19 protein-coding genes and 1 riboswitch are annotated in these 20,816 nt (G+C 40.5%); of the genes, 7 read left to right on the top strand and 12 right to left on the bottom strand.

Annotated elements, in window-relative coordinates:
• Positions 1-106: 106 nt before the first annotated feature.
• Complete coding sequence (locus FHW89_RS02350; protein ID WP_172333387.1) at positions 107-304, bottom strand: cold-shock protein; 198 nt, start codon at positions 302-304, stop codon at positions 107-109.
• A 145-nt stretch (positions 305-449) separates the two neighbouring features.
• Positions 450-1,085 carry a peroxiredoxin gene (locus tag FHW89_RS02355; RefSeq protein ID WP_172333388.1) on the bottom strand — a complete coding sequence of 212 codons (636 nt, stop codon included), beginning with the start codon at positions 1,083-1,085 and terminating at the stop codon, positions 450-452.
• A gap of 590 nt (positions 1,086-1,675) precedes the next feature.
• Between FHW89_RS02355 and FHW89_RS02360 the strand changes: the two genes are divergently transcribed.
• Positions 1,676-3,460, top strand: coding sequence for a glycoside hydrolase family 15 protein (locus FHW89_RS02360; RefSeq protein ID WP_172333389.1), 1,785 nt, complete (start codon positions 1,676-1,678; stop codon positions 3,458-3,460).
• A 140-nt stretch (positions 3,461-3,600) separates the two neighbouring features.
• Here the strand turns inward: FHW89_RS02360 and FHW89_RS02365 are convergent, their stop codons facing one another.
• The 7 genes from FHW89_RS02365 to FHW89_RS02395 form a co-directional block, all read right to left on the bottom strand.
• Complete coding sequence (locus FHW89_RS02365; protein ID WP_172333390.1) at positions 3,601-5,799, bottom strand: bifunctional alpha,alpha-trehalose-phosphate synthase (UDP-forming)/trehalose-phosphatase; 2,199 nt, start codon at positions 5,797-5,799, stop codon at positions 3,601-3,603.
• A 156-nt stretch (positions 5,800-5,955) separates the two neighbouring features.
• Positions 5,956-6,438 (bottom strand): hypothetical protein, encoded by a 483-nt coding sequence (locus FHW89_RS02370; protein WP_172333391.1) that lies wholly within the window; start codon positions 6,436-6,438, stop codon positions 5,956-5,958.
• A 226-nt stretch (positions 6,439-6,664) separates the two neighbouring features.
• Positions 6,665-7,468: an SDR family oxidoreductase gene (locus tag FHW89_RS02375; protein WP_172333392.1), complete on the bottom strand. Its 804-nt coding sequence runs from the start codon at positions 7,466-7,468 to the stop codon at positions 6,665-6,667.
• Between the two features lie 131 nt (positions 7,469-7,599).
• The gene (locus FHW89_RS02380) at positions 7,600-8,343 is read right to left on the bottom strand and encodes a menaquinone biosynthesis protein (protein WP_172333393.1); all 744 of its coding nucleotides are present in this window, start codon (positions 8,341-8,343) and stop codon (positions 7,600-7,602) included.
• 14 nt (positions 8,344-8,357) lie between these two features.
• Positions 8,358-8,978: a histidine phosphatase family protein gene (locus FHW89_RS02385; protein ID WP_172333394.1), complete on the bottom strand. Its 621-nt coding sequence runs from the start codon at positions 8,976-8,978 to the stop codon at positions 8,358-8,360.
• A 90-nt stretch (positions 8,979-9,068) separates the two neighbouring features.
• Entirely contained in the window at positions 9,069-10,265 is a 1,197-nt protein-coding gene (gene mqnE, locus FHW89_RS02390) for an aminofutalosine synthase MqnE (protein WP_172333395.1), read from the bottom strand.
• An 87-nt stretch (positions 10,266-10,352) separates the two neighbouring features.
• On the bottom strand, positions 10,353-10,880 hold the full coding sequence (locus tag FHW89_RS02395; RefSeq protein ID WP_172333396.1) for a hypothetical protein: 528 nt from the start codon (positions 10,878-10,880) through the stop codon (positions 10,353-10,355).
• A gap of 86 nt (positions 10,881-10,966) precedes the next feature.
• Between FHW89_RS02395 and FHW89_RS02400 the strand changes: the two genes are divergently transcribed.
• Positions 10,967-12,082 (top strand): PLP-dependent aspartate aminotransferase family protein, encoded by a 1,116-nt coding sequence (locus tag FHW89_RS02400; protein ID WP_172333397.1) that lies wholly within the window; start codon positions 10,967-10,969, stop codon positions 12,080-12,082.
• Here the strand turns inward: FHW89_RS02400 and FHW89_RS02405 are convergent.
• Positions 12,079-12,912, bottom strand: coding sequence for a hypothetical protein (locus tag FHW89_RS02405; RefSeq protein WP_172333398.1), 834 nt, complete (start codon positions 12,910-12,912; stop codon positions 12,079-12,081). The genes FHW89_RS02400 and FHW89_RS02405 overlap by 4 nt on opposite strands.
• A 115-nt stretch (positions 12,913-13,027) precedes the next feature.
• Positions 13,028-13,138: riboswitch (SAM riboswitch) on the top strand.
• Positions 13,139-13,387: 249 nt separating this feature from the next.
• Here FHW89_RS02405 and FHW89_RS02410 point away from each other — a divergent pair.
• The 3 genes from FHW89_RS02410 (at position 13,388) to FHW89_RS02420 (ending at position 17,083) form a co-directional block, all read left to right on the top strand.
• Positions 13,388-14,713, top strand: a complete 1,326-nt coding sequence (locus tag FHW89_RS02410) for an O-acetylhomoserine aminocarboxypropyltransferase/cysteine synthase family protein (protein ID WP_172333399.1) — start codon at positions 13,388-13,390, stop codon at positions 14,711-14,713.
• Positions 14,714-14,792: 79 nt separating this feature from the next.
• Complete coding sequence (gene metX, locus FHW89_RS02415; RefSeq protein WP_172333400.1) at positions 14,793-15,848, top strand: homoserine O-acetyltransferase; 1,056 nt, start codon at positions 14,793-14,795, stop codon at positions 15,846-15,848.
• Positions 15,848-17,083, top strand: a complete 1,236-nt coding sequence (locus FHW89_RS02420) for a homoserine dehydrogenase (protein ID WP_172333401.1) — start codon at positions 15,848-15,850, stop codon at positions 17,081-17,083. Before metX ends, FHW89_RS02420 begins: the two co-directional genes overlap by 1 nt.
• A 90-nt stretch (positions 17,084-17,173) precedes the next feature.
• Here FHW89_RS02420 and gpmA read toward each other — a convergent pair whose 3' ends face one another.
• Entirely contained in the window at positions 17,174-17,863 is a 690-nt protein-coding gene (gene gpmA / locus FHW89_RS02425; protein WP_172333402.1) for a 2,3-diphosphoglycerate-dependent phosphoglycerate mutase, read from the bottom strand.
• Between the two features lie 102 nt (positions 17,864-17,965).
• Here gpmA and FHW89_RS02430 point away from each other — a divergent pair, with 102 nt between their 5' ends.
• Together FHW89_RS02430 and FHW89_RS02435 are read left to right on the top strand one after the other, a co-directional pair.
• Positions 17,966-18,556, top strand: coding sequence for an acetate uptake transporter (locus FHW89_RS02430; protein ID WP_172333403.1), 591 nt, complete (start codon positions 17,966-17,968; stop codon positions 18,554-18,556).
• A gap of 36 nt (positions 18,557-18,592) precedes the next feature.
• Positions 18,593-18,976, top strand: coding sequence for an SRPBCC domain-containing protein (locus tag FHW89_RS02435; protein WP_172333404.1), 384 nt, complete (start codon positions 18,593-18,595; stop codon positions 18,974-18,976).
• A gap of 104 nt (positions 18,977-19,080) precedes the next feature.
• On the opposite strand, the gene FHW89_RS02440 is transcribed toward FHW89_RS02435, so the two are convergent.
• Positions 19,081-20,457 (bottom strand): DUF6089 family protein, encoded by a 1,377-nt coding sequence (locus FHW89_RS02440; protein WP_172333405.1) that lies wholly within the window; start codon positions 20,455-20,457, stop codon positions 19,081-19,083.
• Between the last annotated feature and the right edge of the window lie 359 nt (positions 20,458-20,816).

The raw sequence follows: 20,816 nt of genomic DNA on the forward strand, positions 1-20,816 counted from the left end.
TGGGGTATTTGTGGAGGCTAAAGTAGCAGAATTATATAAAATCAAAAATTTAATCATGAAAAAAGCCCCTGTGTATGCAGGGGCTTTTTTTGAGTGTTTGGTTAAACTATACTTTTTTTACGTTTACCGCTTGCAATCCTTTTCTGCCTTCTTCCACTTCGTAAGTTACATCATCATTATCTTTAATAGCATTTACGCCGCCTTGTACATCTTTAAAGTGGACAAAAAGATCTTTACCATCCTCGGTAACGATGAAGCCATAACCTTTTTGTGTGTTAAACCATTTTACTTTTCCAGTTTTCATAATTATAATTATCGTATTAAAAAAAAATTCGTATATAAGATTAATAACTAAAGCCAAACTGAAAATAAAACGGTTTTAATAATCAGAAGGAATAGATAAACCCATCTTTACCAAATATATAAAATTATTAATAAACCAAATAAAATTATTTATTTGGTTGTGGGGTTATCCTTAAATAGGGTTTTATAGCTTTATAACCCTTTGGAAATTTGGCCGGGATATCTTCTGTTTTTATAGCTGGTACCACTACTACATCTTCTCCGTCTTTCCAGTCGGCCGGTGTAGCTACACCGTAATTGGCTGTTAATTGCAAAGAATCGATTACCCGTAGGATCTCCTGGAAATTACGACCTGTTGATGCCGGGTAAGTAATGATGAGCTTAACCGCTTTATCCGGACCGATAATGAATAACGATCGTACTGTAGCGTTAACGGAGGCATTTGGATGGATCATGTCATAGGCTTCGGAAATTTTGCGATCCTCATCGGCGATGATCGGGAAATTTACTTCTACGCCCTGGGTTTCGTTGATATCCCCTATCCAGCCATGGTGAGATTCTACCGAGTCGACACTCAGCGCTAATACTTTTACATTGCGCTTGCTGAATTCGTCTTTCAAAGCGGCAGTTTTACCTAATTCGGTTGTACAAACCGGGGTATAATCGCCTGGGTGCGAAAAAAGCACGCCCCAGCTGTCGCCAAGATATTCGTAAAAATCAATTTCACCTGCTGATGTTTTTGCCTGAAAATTTGGGGCTTTATCGCCTAATCGTAAACTCATGATTATGTTGTTTTATTTATAAAGAATAAATGACTACTAAGTTACTATACATTAATTGATAAATCAAAATGTAAAAATAACATCGGGTTAAAATTTACAGAATTATGTAACGGATAAAACTGCCTGCTTGTTGTTGAAAATGTTTAATTGCAAAAACCGTAAATATTTTGTATATTTAAGTATAACCAGCCACGGCCCCACTTAATTGAAAAATGTAAGTGGGGCCGTTTGGTTAAAGAGACAAAATAGGCTAAAAAAGCATTGTTTAGTACGCAGTTATTTGGATATCAGAAAATTAATTCTTTTTAAAGTTTTTAAAACCCATCAAAAATTTGTTAAAAAGTGTTAAAATGGCGTTAAAGCTTTGTTAAAATGGCTAATAAGTGAGCTTCTTTACATCATTTTTGATCAGAAAAGTGTTAAAATAAGGGTTTAAAAAGTCTGCTGCCCTTATCCTGAGGTTTGAATTTTGTAACCGGGTTAAAAAACTCAAGACCAATTGTTAACCATTACGGATCTGCGCTTTTAAATTTTGCTTCAACATTACGCCGCAAATATTGTTGAACCTATTAACTAAGCACAAAAACTGAATGAGCAGACATACCTATGAGACCGGAATAATTGGAAATTGCGCCTTTTTGGCCCATATTAATAAAAATACCAACGTCGACTGGCTTTGCTGGCCCAAGTTCGACAGCACCTTCATCTTTGGCGGCTTGCTGGATAAAAAAAAGGGCGGCGAGTTTTCCATCCGCCCTGAGGGAGAATATACATCGGAGCAGCACTACCTGGAAAATACCAATGTGCTGATAACGGAGATAAGCCCCAAAAGTGGTGGTAAATACCGTATAACCGATTTTGCACCAAGGTTTTATCAGCATCAGCGGTATTATAAACCCTTAATGCTGATCAGGAAAATAGAAGCTATTGAAGGCTCGCCCAGGGTTATTGTGAAGTGTGAACCTGTATCTGAATATGGCGCGGTAAAGCTGAATGTAAACCGTGGAAGTAACCATATACAATACCTTGGCGGTGAGGAGAATATGCGGCTTACCACCAATATTCCTATCAGTTATGTATTTGATGAGCAGGCCTTTGTGCTGAATGAAACCAAATACCTCGCCTTAACCTACGGCGAACCATTGGAAGCCGCCCTGATATCAACCGCTGACCGATTTTTGGCCGAAACCATTCAATACTGGCGCACCTGGATCAAGCACTCCTCTATCGCTACGTATTATCAGCCATTTGTGATCCGCTCAGGCCTGGCATTAAAAATACACCAGTTTGAGGATACGGGGGCCATTATAGCTGCAAGTACTACAAGTTTACCCGAATCGCCGGGAAGTGGTCGCAATTGGGATTACCGCTACTGCTGGCTGCGTGATACTTACTATGTGATCACCGCGCTGAACCACATTGGTCACTTTGAGGAAATGGAGAAGTATTTTAGCTATGTTACGGATATCTCCTTTTCCGAAGATGAACGCTATCAGCCACTTTACGGCATAACCGGTAAAAGAAAATTGGTTGAGGAAATACTGACCGATCTGGATGGTTATATGGGTAACCAGCCGGTACGTATTGGTAACCAGGCTTATGAGCATATCCAGAATGATATTTATGGGCAGGTAATGATCTCCCTGCTCCCGCTATATACCGATCACCGTTTCGTTTTTTCGGAACGGAAGGATTCGGTTCGCTGGATAGAGTCGCTACTGAATAAGATTGACCGTACCATTGATGAAAAGGATGCCGGGATCTGGGAGTTCAGAAACATGGCCAATATACATTGCTACAGCAACCTGTTCCAATGGGCCGGGGCCTCGGCCGCTGAAAAGATGGCACGCACTATTGACAATAAAGAACTTATTGACAAGGCTATAGAATTGAAAGAACGCGCGGCCGCGCATATAGAAAGCTGTTATGACCCGGTGAGGAAAGTGTATACCAATTCGGCAGGTAGCTCCAATCTGGATGCCAGTACGCTGCAATTGATCATGATGAATTATCTTGACCCGGAATCGCAAAAAGCTAAGGATCATTTACTTGCATTAGAAAAAGAGCTAAGAACCCCTAATGGGTTGTTTTACAGATATTTATATACTGACGACTTTGGCAAACCTAAAACTACTTTCCTGATATGTGCCTTTTGGTATGTAGAGGCTCTGGCCAGTGTTGGTCGCCTGGATGATGCCCAGCGCGAGTTTGCCAATCTGCTGCAATACTCTAATCACCTGCTATTGTTTAGTGAGGATGTTGATGAACAGGACGGTAGCCAATGGGGTAATTTTCCGCAGGCATATAGCCACGTAGGCCTGATGAACGCGGCCTACCGGATAGCCATGAAATTGGACAGACCTATATTTCTATAATTAGTGAATTAGTGAATTAGTGAATTAGTGAATTAGTGAATTATTGAATTATTGAATTAGTTGAACAATACGCAACTAATTCAATAATTCACTAATTAATTTACTTAATCACTAATTCAGTAAATCACTAACTTAACTCTCTAATTAACTTCCACCGTAATATGCTGGGTGAAGCTGGTGAGTAGTTTGCGTACTTCTGCGGGGTTGCGGAGATAAAATTTAGCTGCTGATAAATTGCTGCCTACTTTGATGGTAATTGCAGTTTCCGGTAATGCTTTAAAAATATCTTCGTCGGTATAATCATCGCCAAAGGCTATAATAAAATCATAATCTTTGCCTTCTGTTAGGGTTAACGCGGCTTTACCTTTGTTGATATCCATGTTCTTTACTTCCAGTACCTTATCCCCTGCCAGCAGCTGTAGGCCTTTATCGCTGGCCAAATATTTCAGGTTGTTCATCAATTCGCTCGCTCTAAGCTCTCCTAAGCCATTTTGTGCCTTGCGGTAGTGCCAAACCAGCGAATAGGTTTTCTCTTCGATAAATGAGCCCGGAGTACGGTCTACATAGGTTTCCAGGATGGGATAAATATCATGTTTCCATTGATCGCTCAATCCCGATATTTTATGCCAACTGGTGCCAGGTCTTTTAAACCAGGAACCGTGTTCGGCAATCAGGTATATATTGGTATGGCTAAACCACTCTTCGAGGTTTTCATGCTTACGACCACTGATGAGCACGACCTGATTGGCAGGATCTTCTGATAGTTTATCAATTATATCGTATAATTCTTTATCGGGACTGGCCTGCTCAATATTTGATTTAAAGTTCACAAGGGTACCATCATAATCTAAAAAGATGATCCTTTTTTTGGTTTTGATATACCGGTTGATGATAGATTGTTCGGTGGCGAAACTAACATGCCGGGCCTGTAGGGAGCGCTGCATGAGTTTAACCTCCTTTAAACGGTCAAAGAAAATTTTGACCCAGTGCGAAATATTAAACTTTGATACTAACTGCCGCATAGGTATCATGCGCCTTTGCTGCTCTTCCAGTGGCATGCTAAGGGCCTCCAGTATCGCCCGGCAAACCTCGCCCGTATTATTTGGGTTAACGACGATAGCATCAATTAATTCTTTAGATGAACCGGCCATCTCACTTAATATCAATACGCCATCGTTATTTGTTCTGCTGGCAATATATTCTTTACTAACCAGGTTCATACCATCGCGCATGGGGGTTACCAGGCATACATCGGCAGTATGGTATAAGGCAGATAGTGTTTCGATCGGGAACGACCGGTAATAATAATGGATAGGTGTCCAATCCATGGTTCGATATATGGAATTGATATTACCTACCCTTTTATCAATTTCCTCACGCAGGTGGGCATATTGCGGAACGGTATCCCTTGAAGGCACAACGATCATGTAGAACGTTATTTTTTCAATACACTCGGGGCAAAGCTCCAGCATCAATTCAAAAGCCTGCAAGCGTTGTAGTATACCTTTGCTATAGTCCAGCCGGTCAATAGAAAGGATGAGCTTGGTGTCTTTGAAATTGTTTTTTATCAGCTCGATCTGTTCTTTGACATCATCCTGTAGCGGTAAAGTGGCATATTTTTGCTCATCTATTCCCATGGGGAATGATTCTACCACGATGGAACGCTCATCCATGGTGATGATGTTTGATGAGGTATTTACCGGCAAAATACGTGAGGTTGCTCCCAAAAAATGACGCACATCATCAAAGGTGTGAAAGCCAATCAGGTCGGCACCCAGCATACCCTCCAATAGTTCAGATCTCCAGGGTATCAACCGGAACATTTCATGTGAGGGAAATGGAATATGCAGGAAAAAGCCAATAGAAACATCAGGCAATTCATTCCTTACCAGGGCAGGTAAAAGTAATAACTGGTAATCATGGATCCATATAATATCGCCAGGTTCGGCAACACTTAGGATGCTGTCTCTAAATTTTTGATTTACAGCTTGGTAATAATCCCAGTTTGATTGCTTGTAATTGGCGTACGTGGAGGCGTAATAATGGAAAACCGGCCATAATACCTCGTTGGAGAATCCTTCATAATATTGATTGATTTCTTCCTGGTCAAGAAAAACTGGTATTAGGCTGAGTTCTTTTAATTGATGGGAAACATGGTCTTTATCCTGTTGCTCGGTGATCTCGATGCCGGGCCAGCCTATCCATACATTATTACCTTGTTTATATATTGAACCTAAACCGGTTGCTAAACCCCCTTCACTGGACGATAAAATATACTCGTCTTCGTTTTTTGAAATTTTGATAGGTAACCGGTTAGATACAATGATGGTCTTGGGCATATCTGCGAATTATATTAATAAATTATACTTATTAATAAAGACAGAAAGCCTCAATTTGTTTGCTTAATAGTTACAATGAAGGGCAAAATAACAAGCTTGTGACATAAAAAAGCCATCCCGATTGTCGGAATGGCTTTTTATGAAGACTATTTAGAATTATCTTACTTGTTGGAAAAACTCAAGGTTAGCTTGTTGAGTGATCCTTACCAATACTTCATGAGTATCGTTTTTCAGGTCAACAAAGTATGAAGTTGGGTCGATGTTGTCGTTCAGGTCGGTATTAGCCTGGTAAACGATAACCTCGCCTATTTCGTAACCTTTGTAATCTTTAGCAATTTGTTTTAAAGTTTTAGCAGGGATAGCTTTAGCGTCAACACGTTGAGTTACACCTAAAAACTCGCCATTCAGGTTGTAGAAAGCGGTTTTTTTAACGCCATCGATAGTGAAGGTAGCCTTTTGGCAATTTTTGGTTACAGTCCAGTTTACATCTTTTGCATCGGAAAAGTCAACTGTGAAACCGTGTAAAGCGATGTAAGAAACGTTTGTTCCACCATCAACTACTTTTTTTACGCCGTCAGCGGCAAATACATTAACGCTTAATAAAGCGGCAATTGCTGTTGTTAAAAATATCTTTTTCATGTTCGTTTAAATTTTAAATCCATAACAAAAGTATGCTAAGATTAGTAATGTCACAAATAAAATTTAACTTTTATGAATATTTTATAATTATATTACTTTTATGATGAAAAATTTAAATTTTTATAATGCACTTAGTGTATAATTTACAATATGTAAATTTAAAAATGTGCAAAAAAATAGGTTTTGGATTAGCTAAACCGATTTTTCAAATTATTTTAACCTCAATTTAACCATTATCCGCGAAACCTGGATACAAAGTCATGCCTCCGTCCATAAAAATGGTGGTGCCGGTGATGTAATCGGCCTCGTCTGATGCCAGCCAGGCAGCCAGTTTGCCAATATCATCAGGCTTGCCAATTCGGTTATAAGGTATGAGGGTGAGCAGTTTATCTAATGCCTCGGGTGTATCCCAGGCAGCTTTATTAATAGGTGTTTGTATAGCTCCGGGTCCGATGCCCACTACCCTGATTTTATGCGGGGCCAGTTCCTGGGCTATGCTTTTCATAAACATGCTAATGCCCCCTTTACTTGCGGCATAGTTAACATGCCCTCCCCATGGAATTACCTCGTGTACACTGCTCATGCAAATGATCTTGCCAGCTGCACGGCTTCGTTCGTCCACTACCCCCCTGCGTATAAACTCTCTGGCTGCTTCGCGCGAGCATAAAAACTGCCCGGTAAGGTTAATGCTGATCACTGTATTCCAATCATCCAGGGTCATATCTACAAATTTGGAATCTTTTTGCAAACCTGCATTGTTTACCAATATATCGATGGTGCCGTATTGCGCGTACATCTGGGCAAACATTTCTTTTACCTCAGTTTCCTGGCTTACATCAGCTTGTACGGCAAATGCTTCGCCGCCAATCTCCTTTATTTCAGCTACGGTAACTTCCGCAGCATCATGATTGTGGGCGTAATTGATAACCAGTTTGGCACCAGCGGCTGCGAGAGCCAGGGCTACCCCTTTACCGATACCGCTATCGGCACCGGTAACCAGTGCCGCTTGTCCTTTTAATGATGGGTTCATTTATCTACAGATTTAATTGTTTTAATATAACCAATGTATTTTACAGGATAAGGTTTTATATATTAAACATTTGTAAACAAAAAGAGACGCAATTACGCGTCCCTTCAACAGAAAAAATATGTTGGTGATGGCTATAGTACTTTTATATAATCCAAAAACATATAAAGCGCTTTCTTTTTTCCTTCGGTAAGATCGAAATCTATCTTGTGCATCAGATAATCCTGTATGTCAAAATCTTCACGCATGGGTAGTTCTTTAAAAAGCTCTGCCCGATGATCAAGACCATGTTTCAGGGCGGCGTTAAACTCGTCCATAAAATCCTGTGGAATAGGTTTGTTGGCTATCCAGCCGGCAAACATAAAAGGCAAACCCGTAAAGTTTTGCCATTCTTCGGCAAGGTCATACACATAATTATATTTATCTTTTTTGCCAAAGGTGCGGTCGCCTATTTGTACAAAAGCGGTGTTGGCTTCTGTAGATTCGCTGTAGTCTGTAGCATCTTTAATTAATTCGGGGTTTACATTCCAGTAGTTTTTTAGTAAAACACGCGCCAGGTTATTGGATGAGCGCGATTGCGGATCGAGCTGTAGGTATTTGATGTCCTTAACATCGCAATTGCTAAAAATAAATACCGAATTTACAGCGCCTACTGCCCCGATACAGTATTCAGAAACTATTTCCCAATGTGGTAAATTCAAGGTAGCCGCTACAGGAATGAGGCCGATATCAACCACATCATCTATTAGTTTTTGAGCACAGTCTGACGGCATATCGAGGCTCAATTCAATTTTATCTAATATTCCACTATGCTGGATGCCGTATATAAAGGGTTTGGTGTTGGTGTAGCTTACAGCTGATATTCTTATCTTATTCACAGAAACGCTCTCTTTCAGGATTGTTTTAAATGTTCGGAGTTGTTAAAATCGACGATCTCAAATTTTTCGCCGTTGTAGGTCACTTTGTATAAAACCAGGTTCTGGTGCGGAAAGGTGTCCATCTCTGTAAGCGGAACGCCTGATAATATACAAAGCAATAAGCGCATGGCACGACCATGCATACAGACGAGTACTGTTTTTTCTTCGGGATGGCTCATGATCACATCGAGCGCTTCACGCTCTCGTATCTCCACCTCGTTAGGGCTTTCACCGCCTTCAAATTTACTGTCTAAGCGACCATCGAGCCAGTCGCGCATGATTTGTAAAAAGGCGGCTTTGTTTTGGGCCGTAGCCGGTTGCCCTTCGTGTATTCCCCAGGCCAGCTCATCCAGGCCTGATAGTTTTTGATAGGGAATTCCCAGATCAATAAAAGGCTGAACGCTTTGTTGAGTACGCTTTAAGGCCGATAGATATATTTTATCAAATGGTACAGTTTTGTATGCCTCAAAAAATTGAGCTGCCTGTTTACGGCCCTCATCGTTTAAATCGGTATCCATTCCCCGTCCCTGTACAACACCCAGCCTGTTGAGTTCTGTTTGGCCGTGGCGTACTATATATAAGGTTTTTTGTATCATTCTTGTTTAGGATGAAAGGTAAAAGCTGAAAAGTAAAAGGTTTGTATAAAAAAGATAAACCCTTTACCTTTCACCCTTCGCCTTTCACCATCAATTAATTACAGGCAACTTGTAATACTGAGGTTTTGGCTCAGTTTCCGGGAATTCAAAATTAGTATAGTCGGTTACTACATTATATAAAGTGTCGCGCTCAATAGGCTGTCGGCCAATATTTTTGATCAGTTCTACCAATTGTTTGGTGCTCATGCCCGGGTGCTGTTCTTCGGCACCAGCCATAGAATATATTTTAGTAGTATCATCCAACGTACCGTCAATATCATCAACTCCAAAGTTTAGGGATAGTTGTGCCGTAGTACGACTGATCATAGCCCAGTAAGCTTTAATATGATCAAAATTATCAAGGTAGATACGTGCCACCGCATAGTTACGCAGATCCTCAACCACGGTTGACTCGGGCACGTGCGACATTTGATTATCCTGGTTGCGGAATTTTAACGGTATAAAGGTTTGGAAGCCTCCAGTTTTATCCTGTAACTGGCGCAGGCGTTCCATATGATCAACCCGGTGCCAGAACTTTTCTATATGACCATAAAGCATAGTAGCATTGGAGCGGCCACCCAGCTTGTGCCATTCTTCATGAATAGCCAGCCATTGGTCGCCGGTACATTTATCTTTGGATATCAGGTCACGAACCTCGGGATGGAAAATCTCGGCACCACCGCCGGGAATTGACTGTAAACCAGCTTCCTGCATCAGGCGCATACCTGTAGCATAGTCAATTTTGGCTTTTTTAAATATATAATGATATTCAACAGGTGTTAATGCCTTGATATGCAGTTCCGGGCGATGAGCGCGGATACGGCTAAAAAGCTCCTGGTAAAAAGGTACGTCGTATTGTGGCAAAACGCCACCTACTATATGCACTTCGGTTACGGGTTCACCATCATATTTGGTCACCATGTTAAACATTTCGTCCATGGTATATTCCCAGCCTTCTGATTTTTGCTTCAGCAAGCGAGAGTACGAGCAAAATTTGCAGTCATAAACACACAAATTAGTTGGCTCGATATGAAAATTACGGTTGAAATAAGTTTTATGACCATGCCGTTTCTCGCGGATGTAGTTGGCTAAAACGCCCAAATAACCCAGGTCGCCCTGCTCATATAATATCACACCTTCATCAAAGGTGATGCGTTCGTTATTAAGAACTTTTTCGGCAATGTGCTTTAAATCAGCGGATAGATCCGGATTTTGTAATAATAACTGTAAATTACCTTCAGCTTCCATGGAAAAAACTTTGCGCAAATGTACTAAAAAGCATAAAACTATGCTTTATGAGATAATTCATTGCAAAGCGGATGGAAGTAAATGACACTAAAATTGCACAGGGGTAATCAGGCTTATGTTGATGCCGTTAAAACAATCGTCCTGACACCCTTTGGGAACAAATCCGCAACTGGATATCATACCGTTATTTTTCGCTTCAAAGTAAATGTCATTGGCTTTCTTATCGGCTTTAAGCCAAACCGTTTTGGCTTTTTGGTAAACATCATCTAATATAAGTGATTCGCCTGCATCGTTAGGATGTGTGTTGATATGATCAGCATCTTCATGCCATTGTTTTAACGTGTCTTTTTGAGCTGTGCCGTTTCGCTTAAGTTGGGTTGAAATAAAATCCCTTGAAACTATCTTACCATTAATTACACTGATTTTAGTCTCTGACCCATAACCGAAAACGGATCCGGAGTTCGAGGTATAGAGATAGGAATTGTGCGCATTACTTTTAAAGCTTAACCAAGCGTTATAGCTTTTATTAAACTCACTTTCATTAGCAATGTTGTCTTTCTTGCAACTGCTTAGCAGTAACGAAGCAATAATTAACGAGAAATAAAAATTTTTCATGATTACAGGGGGGTATTTTAGAATATTACGCAAAAATTATGCCCCCCGTTACACCTTATAAAAATAATCTTATTTAATTTGGCCAAATGAAGATTGAAACTATAGCTATCCACTCCGGGAATAAAAAGGACGAATCGTCAAAAGCAGTAATACAGCCTATTATATTATCTACCACTTTTGAACGTGGTATTGATGGTGATTTCCCGGGCGGACATATCTATAGCAGGTCATCAAACCCCAACCGCTGGTCGCTAGAAAATGTATTGGCTAAGCTAGAGAATGGTGCAGATGCGGCTTCTTTTTCATCTGGTAATGCTGCTGGTATGTCTGTATTCCAGTCGCTGCCTCCAGGTACGCATGTTATAGCGCCTGATGATATGTATCATGGATTGCGCAACCAGCTTAAAAACCTGTTTGCCGGAATTTTAACTTTTGATTTTATCGATGTAAACGATACAGAGGTGTTGCAGCAGCACATCAGGCCAGAAACAGGAGTGATATGGTTGGAAACGCCATCGAACCCCTTACTTAAAATAACCGATATTAAAAAGGTTGTCGCTATTGCCAAAGCGAAAGGGATTAAAGTGGTTTGCGATAATACTTTCGCCACGCCGATATGTCAGCAACCGCTTGCTTTGGGCGCCGACCTGGTAATGCACTCCGCAACCAAATATTTTGGCGGCCACAGCGACCTGATGGGCGGCGCGCTGATCACAGCCGAAAAAAGTGAATGGTGGCAAAAAATACGGCAGGTACAGGAAATGGGGGGCGCAATCCCCTCTCCAACTGATTGTTATTACCTGGCCCGCAGCATTAAAACGCTACCTTACCGGGTTAAAGGCCATGTACAAAACGCGCAACTGCTGGCTGAGTTTTTAGAGCAGCATCCTCAAGTTGATCAGGTAATGTATCCAGGTTTACCCTCACATCCACAACATACCATTGCTAAAGAACAAATGCTGGCTTTTGGAGGCATGTTATCTTTTATTGTTAAGGGCGATGAAAACGATACGCATAACATCATTAACAAACTCAAGTTGTTTACCCGTGCCACCAGTTTGGGCGGTGTGGAGAGCCTGATTGAGCATCGCGCAACCGTTGAAGGTCCGGACACTAAAACTCCTAGAAACCTGCTTAGAGTATCAGTTGGTTTAGAGCATATTGATGATCTGATAGCGGATTTGAAACAAGCTTTGGATTAATGCCAGGCTGCAAATAGTTTCACCATTTCTTCTGCATTTTGTGTAGAGGGACGGTCTGCAACAACTGTTTCAATTAAAGGAGATTCCGCATATATGGCCTTGACCCTTTTTTCATACCTGTCTTTATCCTTTATAAATTGTTCCGGGTGTTGATAGTAATATTCAATTGCCGATAAACGTGTAGCAGGATTTTTACTGTAAAGTAACATGAGCTCAATTTCGGGAGTGATCTTATCTTTAATGGCGTTATAATTACGTCGATTTTCAAGTAAAATGGGGGAATACCCCATAAAAGCATAAACACCATATATCTCACCCGAGTACGGTGTCATTAAAAATTGTATTTTTTTATCTGTTGTATATTGTTTTGTGTTCGTATTTAAAGGCTTTACCATCTCATCGTATTTGTAATAAACAGGCTTAGTGAAATAACCATTGCCGGGCTCAAATAGTAGTGAGCAAATTTCTCTGTACCTGTTTGTTAATCGGCTGTCAAATGGTAAAAGAGAGCTTAGTTCATAACTGATCAACTTATCTTTAAAGAAAATAAAATGATAGCGAATGGATAAATACCCGATTTCGTAAATGCCACGAACTGAGTAATAATTAAAACCAAGGTCATTACTTTTTCGGTTTACTGCATTAAACAATGGTAGTATACTGGCCGGAGCATTTTTATATACATGAGCTAACCGCTTTACAAACAGAGAGTCTTTTTCAATTAATTCAGGTTTTATTAGAGCAGTATCTTCTTTGATCTGCCCAAAACTGGCTAATGAGTATAAAAGACTAATAAGTAAGAAAATGCACTTTTTTACGCAGGTATTCATTGGTTAAAACAAGTTACTAAAATTTAATTTGGTTTTTTAATTTATATCACCCTATATTTGCAACAATATTTGGTAGCGATACCATTGATCAATTCTCCGCGATAGTTCGGGTTTTGATTTATAAAGAAGCGGCGAGAGATCAGGCTCAATGACCCGCTGGCAACCCTCCAAAATTGGAGAAGGTGCCAATTCCTGTCCCGGAAAATAACCCCGGGGAATATAAATTTATAACCATGAAAAGTTTAATTAAATTTAGTCAGCGCCACATTTTTAATACCTCAAACGGTAACATACAACCTATTTGCTTAAATATTAGCAGTATGTGTATGTGTTGCTGCTGATCCACTGGACGCGTCCTCTTTTTCTGATCCCGGAAAACACGTGTTGCAACAAACAGGTAAAGTTTATTTACCCGCCCGTTAAAAATCCATCAAAACAGTAAAAAATTAATTAAACACATTTCAATCTTACAACTATGTCTGCCAACAATTTAAAATTCGAAACCCTTCAATTACACGCCGGTCAGGAGGTTGATCCAACAACAGGCTCACGTGCTGTACCACTTTATCAAACCACATCATACGTATTTAAAAATGCGGAGCATGGTGCTAATCTTTTCGCGCTCAAGGAGTTTGGTAATATCTACACCCGCTTAATGAACCCCACTACCGATGTTTTTGAAAAACGGGTAGCGGCTTTAGAAGGCGGTGTTGCAGCCTTAGCCACAGCATCCGGGCAGGCAGCACAATTTTTAGCACTAAATAATATATTACAGGCTGGCGATAACTTCGTGACCTCCCCTTTCCTGTACGGCGGTACATACAATCAGTTTAAAGTAGCTTTTAAGCGATTAGGCATCGATGTTCGCTTTGCCAAAGATGATACCGCCGAAAATCTGGAGGCTTTAATCGATAATAAAACAAAGGCCATTTACCTGGAAACTGTAGGTAACCCGGGTTTTGCTATAGCCGATTTTGAAAAAGTAGCAGCCCTGGCTAAAAAGCATGATCTACCGCTGATCGTTGATAATACATTCGGTGCGGCAGGTTACCTATTCCGCCCCTTGGAGCATGGTGCTCATATCGTGGTAGAATCAACCACTAAATGGATCGGCGGTCACGGAACCAGCATTGGCGGTATTATAGTTGATGGTGGTAACTACAATTGGGGTAACGGAAAATTTCCTCAGTTTACTGAACCATCTGAAGGTTACCACGGATTAGTATTTGCCGATGTATTTGGTATTGACGGCCGTTTTGGCAATATCCAATTTATTATACGTGCCCGTGTGGAAGGTTTGCGAGATTTCGGTCCATCGCAATCACCGTTTAACGCCTGGTTGAATATACAGGGTTTGGAAACGTTGTCTTTGCGTGTACAGCGCCATGTAGATAACGCTTTAGAACTGGCCAAATGGCTGGAGCAACATCCGCAGGTAGCTAAGGTTAGTTATCCGGGCCTTGCTTCATCCCCATATCATGCCCTGGCAAAAAAATATTTAAAAAATGGATTTGGTGCTGTATTGTCCTTTGAGATCAAAGGCGACAAACAACAGGCAAGTCATTTTATTGATAGTTTACAATTGGTAAGTCATTTGGCTAACCTAGGTGATGCCAAAACGCTGATCATCCAACCATCGGCTACAACGCACCAGCAGCTTTCTGACGAAGAACAGTTATCTGCGGGCGTTACACCAACATCATTAAGGGTATCGGTAGGCATCGAACATATTGATGACATCAAGGCCGATTTTGAACAGGCATTTGCCAAAGTAGAGCAGCTTGCTGCAGAGTTAGTATAATAAGTGAGTGGTGAGCAGTGAGTGGTGAGTTGAAAATAGAAACTCAACACGCACTGCTTAAAACTCGAATAATAGAATAATGAATACAGAAATATTTAAGTACACAGAAGCATTTGAATTTGAATCGGGTCAGCAGATACAGGATCTGGAAATAGGTTTTCATACTTATGGCCGGTTAAATAAAGCTAAGGACAATGTGATCTGGGTCTGTCATGCTCTCACAGCCAATGCCGACGTATTTGATTGGTGGAAGGGGCTGGTGGGTACAGGTTATCTTTTCAATCCCGAAGAACATTTTATTGTGTGCGCGAATATTCTGGGTTCGCCTTATGGTACAAGTAATCCTTTAAGTATTAACCCGGTAAGCGGGCAGCCTTATTATCAGGCATTCCCTCAATTTACCATCAGGGATATTGTAAAAGCACATCAGTTGCTTGCAGACCATTTACAGATTGATCATATACATATTTTGGTAGGTGGGTCACTTGGGGGGCAACAGGCTGTTGAGTGGGCTATTACAGAGCCTGAACGAATCAAAAACCTGATCCTGATAGCTACCAACGCGCGTCATTCACCATGGGGAATAGCGTTTAACGAGTCGCAACGTTTGGCTATTACAACCGACCGTACTTTTTATGCCAATACGCCCGATGGTGGTCAAAAAGGACTTAAAGCGGCCAGAAGCATCGCCCTGCTCTCCTATCGTGGCTATAAAACTTATTCCATAACCCAGCAGGAAGAAAGCGATGATAAAACAGATGATTACCGTGCGTCAACCTACCAAAGCTACCAAGGGCAAAAACTGGTGAACCGGTTTAATGCCTATAGTTACTGGTATCTGACCAAAACCATGGATTCGCATAATGTGGGGCGCGGCCGTCACGGAGTTGAAAAGGCTTTAAGCCTGATCAAGGCCCGTACTTTGGTAATCGGTATCCATTCGGATGTGCTGTTCCCGCTTGAAGAACAGAAATACTTATTTAACCATATCCCCAAATCAGCCTTTGCTGAGCTTGATTCATTTTATGGACACGATGGGTTTTTAATTGAAACAGAAGCATTAACAAATATTATCACATCGTTTTTTAAAACTGATGTAAAAGGAAAAATTATAGAATTACAACGTACAGCGTAATGAGTAAGAAGTTAAATATCGGATTATTTGGATTTGGAGTTGTTGGGCAAGGACTTTATGACATCGTTAAAACCAAAAATTTAAACATTGAAATTGTAAAATTTGCCATCAAGGATCCGCATAAAGAGCGTTCTTTGCCTGCACATTTGTTTACTACAGACCGGGACGAGCTATTGAACAACCCGGAGATCAATACTATTGTAGAGCTGATCAATGATACGGAGGCTGCTTTTGAAATTGTATCAAGAGCATTAAAATCTGGTAAAAATGTGGTTTCGGCCAGTAAAAAAATGATCGCCCTTCATTTGGAGGAACTGATCGAAATACAGCATAAATACGGGACATCTTTATTATATGAGGGCGCGGTTTGCGGTAGTATCCCGATCATTCGTAACCTGGAAGAGTATTATGATAACGAGTTGCTGCACTCAATCAGCGGTATTTTTAACGGTTCATCAAATTATATACTTTCAAAAGGTTTTATAGAGGGCCTGGATTATAACAGCGCACTGAAACAAGCCCAAGACCTTGGCTTTGCAGAAACAGATCCAACCAGTGATGTTGGCGGTTTTGATGCCAAATACAAGCTGGTAATAGCTGCTGCGCATGCCTACGGTGTAATTGTACAGCCCGACGAAGTGTTTAACTTCGGTATACAAAACCTGGGCGCACAAGACTTGCAATATGCCCGCGAAAAGAACCTGAAGATCAAATTGGTTCCGGTAGCCAAAGAGCTGGATGAACATAATGTGGCCCTGTTTGTACTACCCAAATTTGTAAACGAAACGGAGTTTTTATATAATGTAGAGTATGAATACAACGGCGTAACTGTACAAGCCGCATTTGCCGACCAGCAATTCTTTTTTGGTAAAGGCGCGGGGGGCCATCCTACCGGATCGGCGGTGTTGTCTGATATCGCGGCCTTACGTTATAACTACCAGTATGAGTATAAGAAGGCCAAAGAAAAAACCGATCTTAACTTTACCAATAATATCGAACTGAATATTTACCTACGATATGACGACGAAAGCCTGGTTGAAGCATTAAACTTTAAGCATATACAGGAGCGTTATTATTCAGGTAGCTATAAGTTTGTTATCGGAAAAGTTAACCTGCAGGACCTGATCGATAACCAGGATCTTATTTCTGAGAGTAAAGCCTTCATCGCTTTTGCTGATCAGCTTACCGGGGTGACTTTAGCCGCGACGGTTGAACAAACTGCAGAGGCCGTTTAATATTATCCAGTAGACGCATGTAATGTGTCTCTACGATAAAATAATGTGGAGCCGCATTACCTGTGTTTAATTATTCAACCTGAATATCTTCTACTCGAGGTAATAATGTTTTATCCGGTTCAAGCCCTCATCAAGCTCATACACTAATGGCGTAGCTGTGGGTATCTCAAGATTGCTGACGTCTTCATCACTCAGCAAATCAATATATTTTACCAGGGATCGCAAGCTGTTACCATGAGCAACGATCACTACCTTTTGATTGCGCCGCATAGCCTTTACAATGCGCTCGTTCCAAAAAGGTAAAACCCGATCCATAGTTTCGCTCAAGTTTTCAGTTAGAGGTAGTTCTCTTTCAGTGAGTCCTTTATACCGCAGATCGTGACCTGGATAACGCAGATCATCTTTGGTAATTGCCGGTGGATGCTCATTGGGGTCGCGTCGCCATTTATGAACTTGTTCGGGTCCGTACCGGGCTATAGCTTCATCTTTATTCATACCTTGCAGCGCGCCATAAAAACGCTCATTTAGCCGCCACGATTTTTCAACCGGTATCCAGAGATGATCTAATTCCTCTAAAATAAAATGCAGGGTTTTGATGGATCGTTTAAGATAAGAGGTGAAACCGACATCAAATTTATAACCATTCTTTTTAAGGATGTTGCCCGCATTTCTGGCCTGTATATAACCATTTTCCGAAAGGTCAACATCTTCCCAGCCGGTAAAGCGGTTTTCCAAATTCCAGGCACTTTCGCCGTGGCGTATCAATACTAATTTCTGCATAGGTAAATACTTAACATAAAAGTAGCTCTTGAGTTGCAAAAATTTGCTTAATATTTATAAATCAGTTAGATTGCGGTGAACCAATTTAAAATCTAACCTATTATGATTCCTACAACACCTGTAGCAGTTAAAGATGGCATTGCCAACCCCGCTCCTCTTGGGCTTTGTGCCTTTGGTATGACCACCGTATTGTTAAACATCCATAATGCCGGTTTCTTTGAGATGAATACGATGATTCTATGCATGGGTATATTTTACGGCGGATTAGCCCAGGTAATAGCCGGCGTAATTGAAGCCAAAAAGAACAATACGTTTGGTTTAACTGCATTTACCTCTTATGGTTTCTTTTGGCTATCATTAGTAGGTTTAATTGTAATGCCAAAACTGGGCTGGGGTGCTGCGCCTTCAGAAGGCGCTATGTGTGCTTATCTAAGTGTATGGGGCATATTTACTTTACTATTGTTTTTTGGTACACTAAAGCTCAATCGTGCATTGCAGTTTGTATTCGCTTCTTTAACCATACTATTCTTTTTGCTGGTTGCCGGCGATGCCACAGGTAACAATAGTATAAAACATCTGGCCGGGTATGAAGGAATTATTTGCGGCGCATCGGCTATATATACAGGTATTGCCAATGTGTTAAATGAAGTTTATGGCAGGGTTATATTACCCATAGGTCCGGTTAATGTTTAATTTAAAAGCTAAAATTAATTCTGCTAAATTGCGCAGGTGAAAGATTTTAAAAAATATTACAATATACCGGCCACTCCCGAAGAGATCTATATGGCCCTGACCAATCCGATCACCATAGAATTATGGACTGGTGAAATCGCAGAAATGTCAACCGAACCAGGTTCTGAATTTTCGATGTGGGATGGCAGTATCACTGGCAAAAATTTGGAATTTGAGCCAAACAAGAAGATCGTACAACAATGGTATTTTGAAGGCGAATCTGATAACTCCATAGTAACAATTAAACTACACACTGATAAAGGAGGATCATCGGTAGAACTGAGACACACTAATATCCCAGATACTGACTTTGATGATATGGTTGACGGCTGGAATAACAGCTATTTTGGTGGCCTGATAGACTTTTTTGAAGGAGAATAATAATAAAAAAAGCGTCATTGCAATGATATAAGGGTAATAAAAAAAGCCGCTCAAATGAGCGGCTTTTTTGTTTGATAGATTGTATCTAAACTGAAATTCAACTATTAATATAGTGTGAACTCAACTCTGCGATTTGCCTGACGGCCTGCAGCTGTTTTGTTAGATGCAATTGGTTGTGTTTGTCCATAACCAGTAGCTTCAATACGTGATGCGTTGGCACCTTTACTTACTAAGTAAGATTTGATTGACTCTGCACGGTCTTTTGATAATCTCATGTTCAGATCTTTTGAACCTGTGTTATCAGTATGACCTGCTAATTTTAAGCTAAAGTTTTTCTCAATCAATAAATTAGCAACCCTGTCTAAGCTTGGTAATGAGTGAGCGCGGATAGTTGATTTACCTAAATCAAACTCAAGATTTTTGATCGCGTCTTTAACAACTTTTTTATCTTCTTCAGTTACCACGATAACCGGTTTAGCTAATGGACAGCCAGAACCATCTACTTTTGTACCAGAAGGTGTATTTGGACATTTATCATTAATATCCAGAACTCCATCGCCATCACTATCGGTTGTTAATTTGGCAAGGTTAGCATTAGTAGTGTTCAAATCATTTCTTAACTGGTCGTTTTTAGCTCTTTCTGCATCAATTTCACGTTGTAATGCAGTTTTGGTTTGTTGATTTTCCCATAAGTATTCTTTACGCATTGATGATACCGGGTTGTGTGTTGCCATTTGTGGTTTTTTACGGCTACCCAAAGCAAACTCTAAACCGATGTGTGCATAAGAAAATCTGTCGTTACCTGATCCGTAGTTGTTACCATCAAAGTTGTCAGATTGTACAAAGTTAACCTGGTAACCCAAATCAAGGTTTACACCCGGAGCGATGTCAAACTTCAAACCAAGACCAACCGGGATAAAAACTTCCTTGGTAGATTTTCCATCTGTTCTGAAGTTGGTTTCCTGACCTGCCGTGTTGATGAGTTTTTGTTTGTAGCTCATATATCCACCACCTACAGTTAAATAAGGCTGAATAAATGGTTTGTCATGGCGCCAGTTAATGTTAGCCAGAGTAATGTTTGCGCTTAACGCCGCCGACCAATTGATCTGGGTGCTAAATGAGCTGTAAATAGAATTACCTGATCCATCTAGCTGGGCGCTGTTGTTACCTTTTACTTTACCGCGTAAGAAATCAGCTTGTATACCTAATGAAGGCAGGATCTGATCTTTAATATAAGCACCGTAACCTAGTTGTTCGGTTGGATTTTTAAAATCCTGTCTGCTATTGGTGCCGAAGATGGTATAAGGGGTTAACATGCCACCGTGTACACCTATAGACCACGTACGTAATTTATCGCCACCTGAAAAAGGTTTTACATAATCATAGCTCGAAGCCGTAGAGTCAGGTGATTGGGCAAATAGTTTACCACCTACCATAAGTGCTGTTAGAAGCAGCGTGGATTTTTTTAAATTTGATTTCATATCGTTGTGTTTAATTATTGGTTTACTGTTGAATAAACCATACCCCCATTTGGCAACATTAATGCCAGCTGTCTAATTTCTAAATCAGCCGACAAGTTAAAATGAAGGTTCATTTTAAGGTAAAAGAGTCAAAAATTGAGTATAAACAACTGATAGAGCCCCTTTTAAGAGCATCGCCTGAACAAGGGAAAAACCCGTGTTTTAACGGGTTGGAATTATTAATTATTGACTTTTTGTATCGGATAGTTAATGAGTAAAAAACAGTACAATCTGTATTCAAAACTTATAATTTGTATATATTAAACTATACAATAATTAACTATAGGTATATTGTTCATAAACCTCCTGAAACCCAGAAG

The sequence above is a fragment of the Mucilaginibacter sp. SG564 genome, from assembly GCF_013149275.1.
Lineage (GTDB): Bacteria > Bacteroidota > Bacteroidia > Sphingobacteriales > Sphingobacteriaceae > Mucilaginibacter.

Bases quoted from the DNA above. Each gene is read 5' to 3' on its own strand.
- FHW89_RS02410 (WP_172333399.1), top strand. From the start codon at position 13,388: ATGTCTGCCAACAATTTAAAATTCGAAACCCTTCAATTACACGCCGGT.
- gpmA (WP_172333402.1), bottom strand. From the start codon at position 17,863: ATGCAGAAATTAGTATTGATACGCCACGGCGAAAGTGCCTGGAATTTG.
- FHW89_RS02395 (WP_172333396.1), bottom strand. From the start codon at position 10,880: ATGAAAAATTTTTATTTCTCGTTAATTATTGCTTCGTTACTGCTAAGC.
- mqnE (WP_172333395.1), bottom strand. From the start codon at position 10,265: ATGGAAGCTGAAGGTAATTTACAGTTATTATTACAAAATCCGGATCTA.
- FHW89_RS02405 (WP_172333398.1), bottom strand. From the start codon at position 12,912: ATGAATACCTGCGTAAAAAAGTGCATTTTCTTACTTATTAGTCTTTTA.
- FHW89_RS02370 (WP_172333391.1), bottom strand. From the start codon at position 6,438: ATGAAAAAGATATTTTTAACAACAGCAATTGCCGCTTTATTAAGCGTT.
- FHW89_RS02365 (WP_172333390.1), bottom strand. From the start codon at position 5,799: ATGCCCAAGACCATCATTGTATCTAACCGGTTACCTATCAAAATTTCA.
- FHW89_RS02440 (WP_172333405.1), bottom strand. From the start codon at position 20,457: ATGAAATCAAATTTAAAAAAATCCACGCTGCTTCTAACAGCACTTATG.
- FHW89_RS02350 (WP_172333387.1), bottom strand. From the start codon at position 304: ATGAAAACTGGAAAAGTAAAATGGTTTAACACACAAAAAGGTTATGGC.
- FHW89_RS02360 (WP_172333389.1), top strand. From the start codon at position 1,676: ATGAGCAGACATACCTATGAGACCGGAATAATTGGAAATTGCGCCTTT.
- FHW89_RS02420 (WP_172333401.1), top strand. From the start codon at position 15,848: ATGAGTAAGAAGTTAAATATCGGATTATTTGGATTTGGAGTTGTTGGG.
- FHW89_RS02430 (WP_172333403.1), top strand. From the start codon at position 17,966: ATGATTCCTACAACACCTGTAGCAGTTAAAGATGGCATTGCCAACCCC.
- FHW89_RS02385 (WP_172333394.1), bottom strand. From the start codon at position 8,978: ATGATACAAAAAACCTTATATATAGTACGCCACGGCCAAACAGAACTC.
- FHW89_RS02375 (WP_172333392.1), bottom strand. From the start codon at position 7,468: ATGAACCCATCATTAAAAGGACAAGCGGCACTGGTTACCGGTGCCGAT.
- FHW89_RS02355 (WP_172333388.1), bottom strand. From the start codon at position 1,085: ATGAGTTTACGATTAGGCGATAAAGCCCCAAATTTTCAGGCAAAAACA.
- metX (WP_172333400.1), top strand. From the start codon at position 14,793: ATGAATACAGAAATATTTAAGTACACAGAAGCATTTGAATTTGAATCG.
- FHW89_RS02400 (WP_172333397.1), top strand. From the start codon at position 10,967: ATGAAGATTGAAACTATAGCTATCCACTCCGGGAATAAAAAGGACGAA.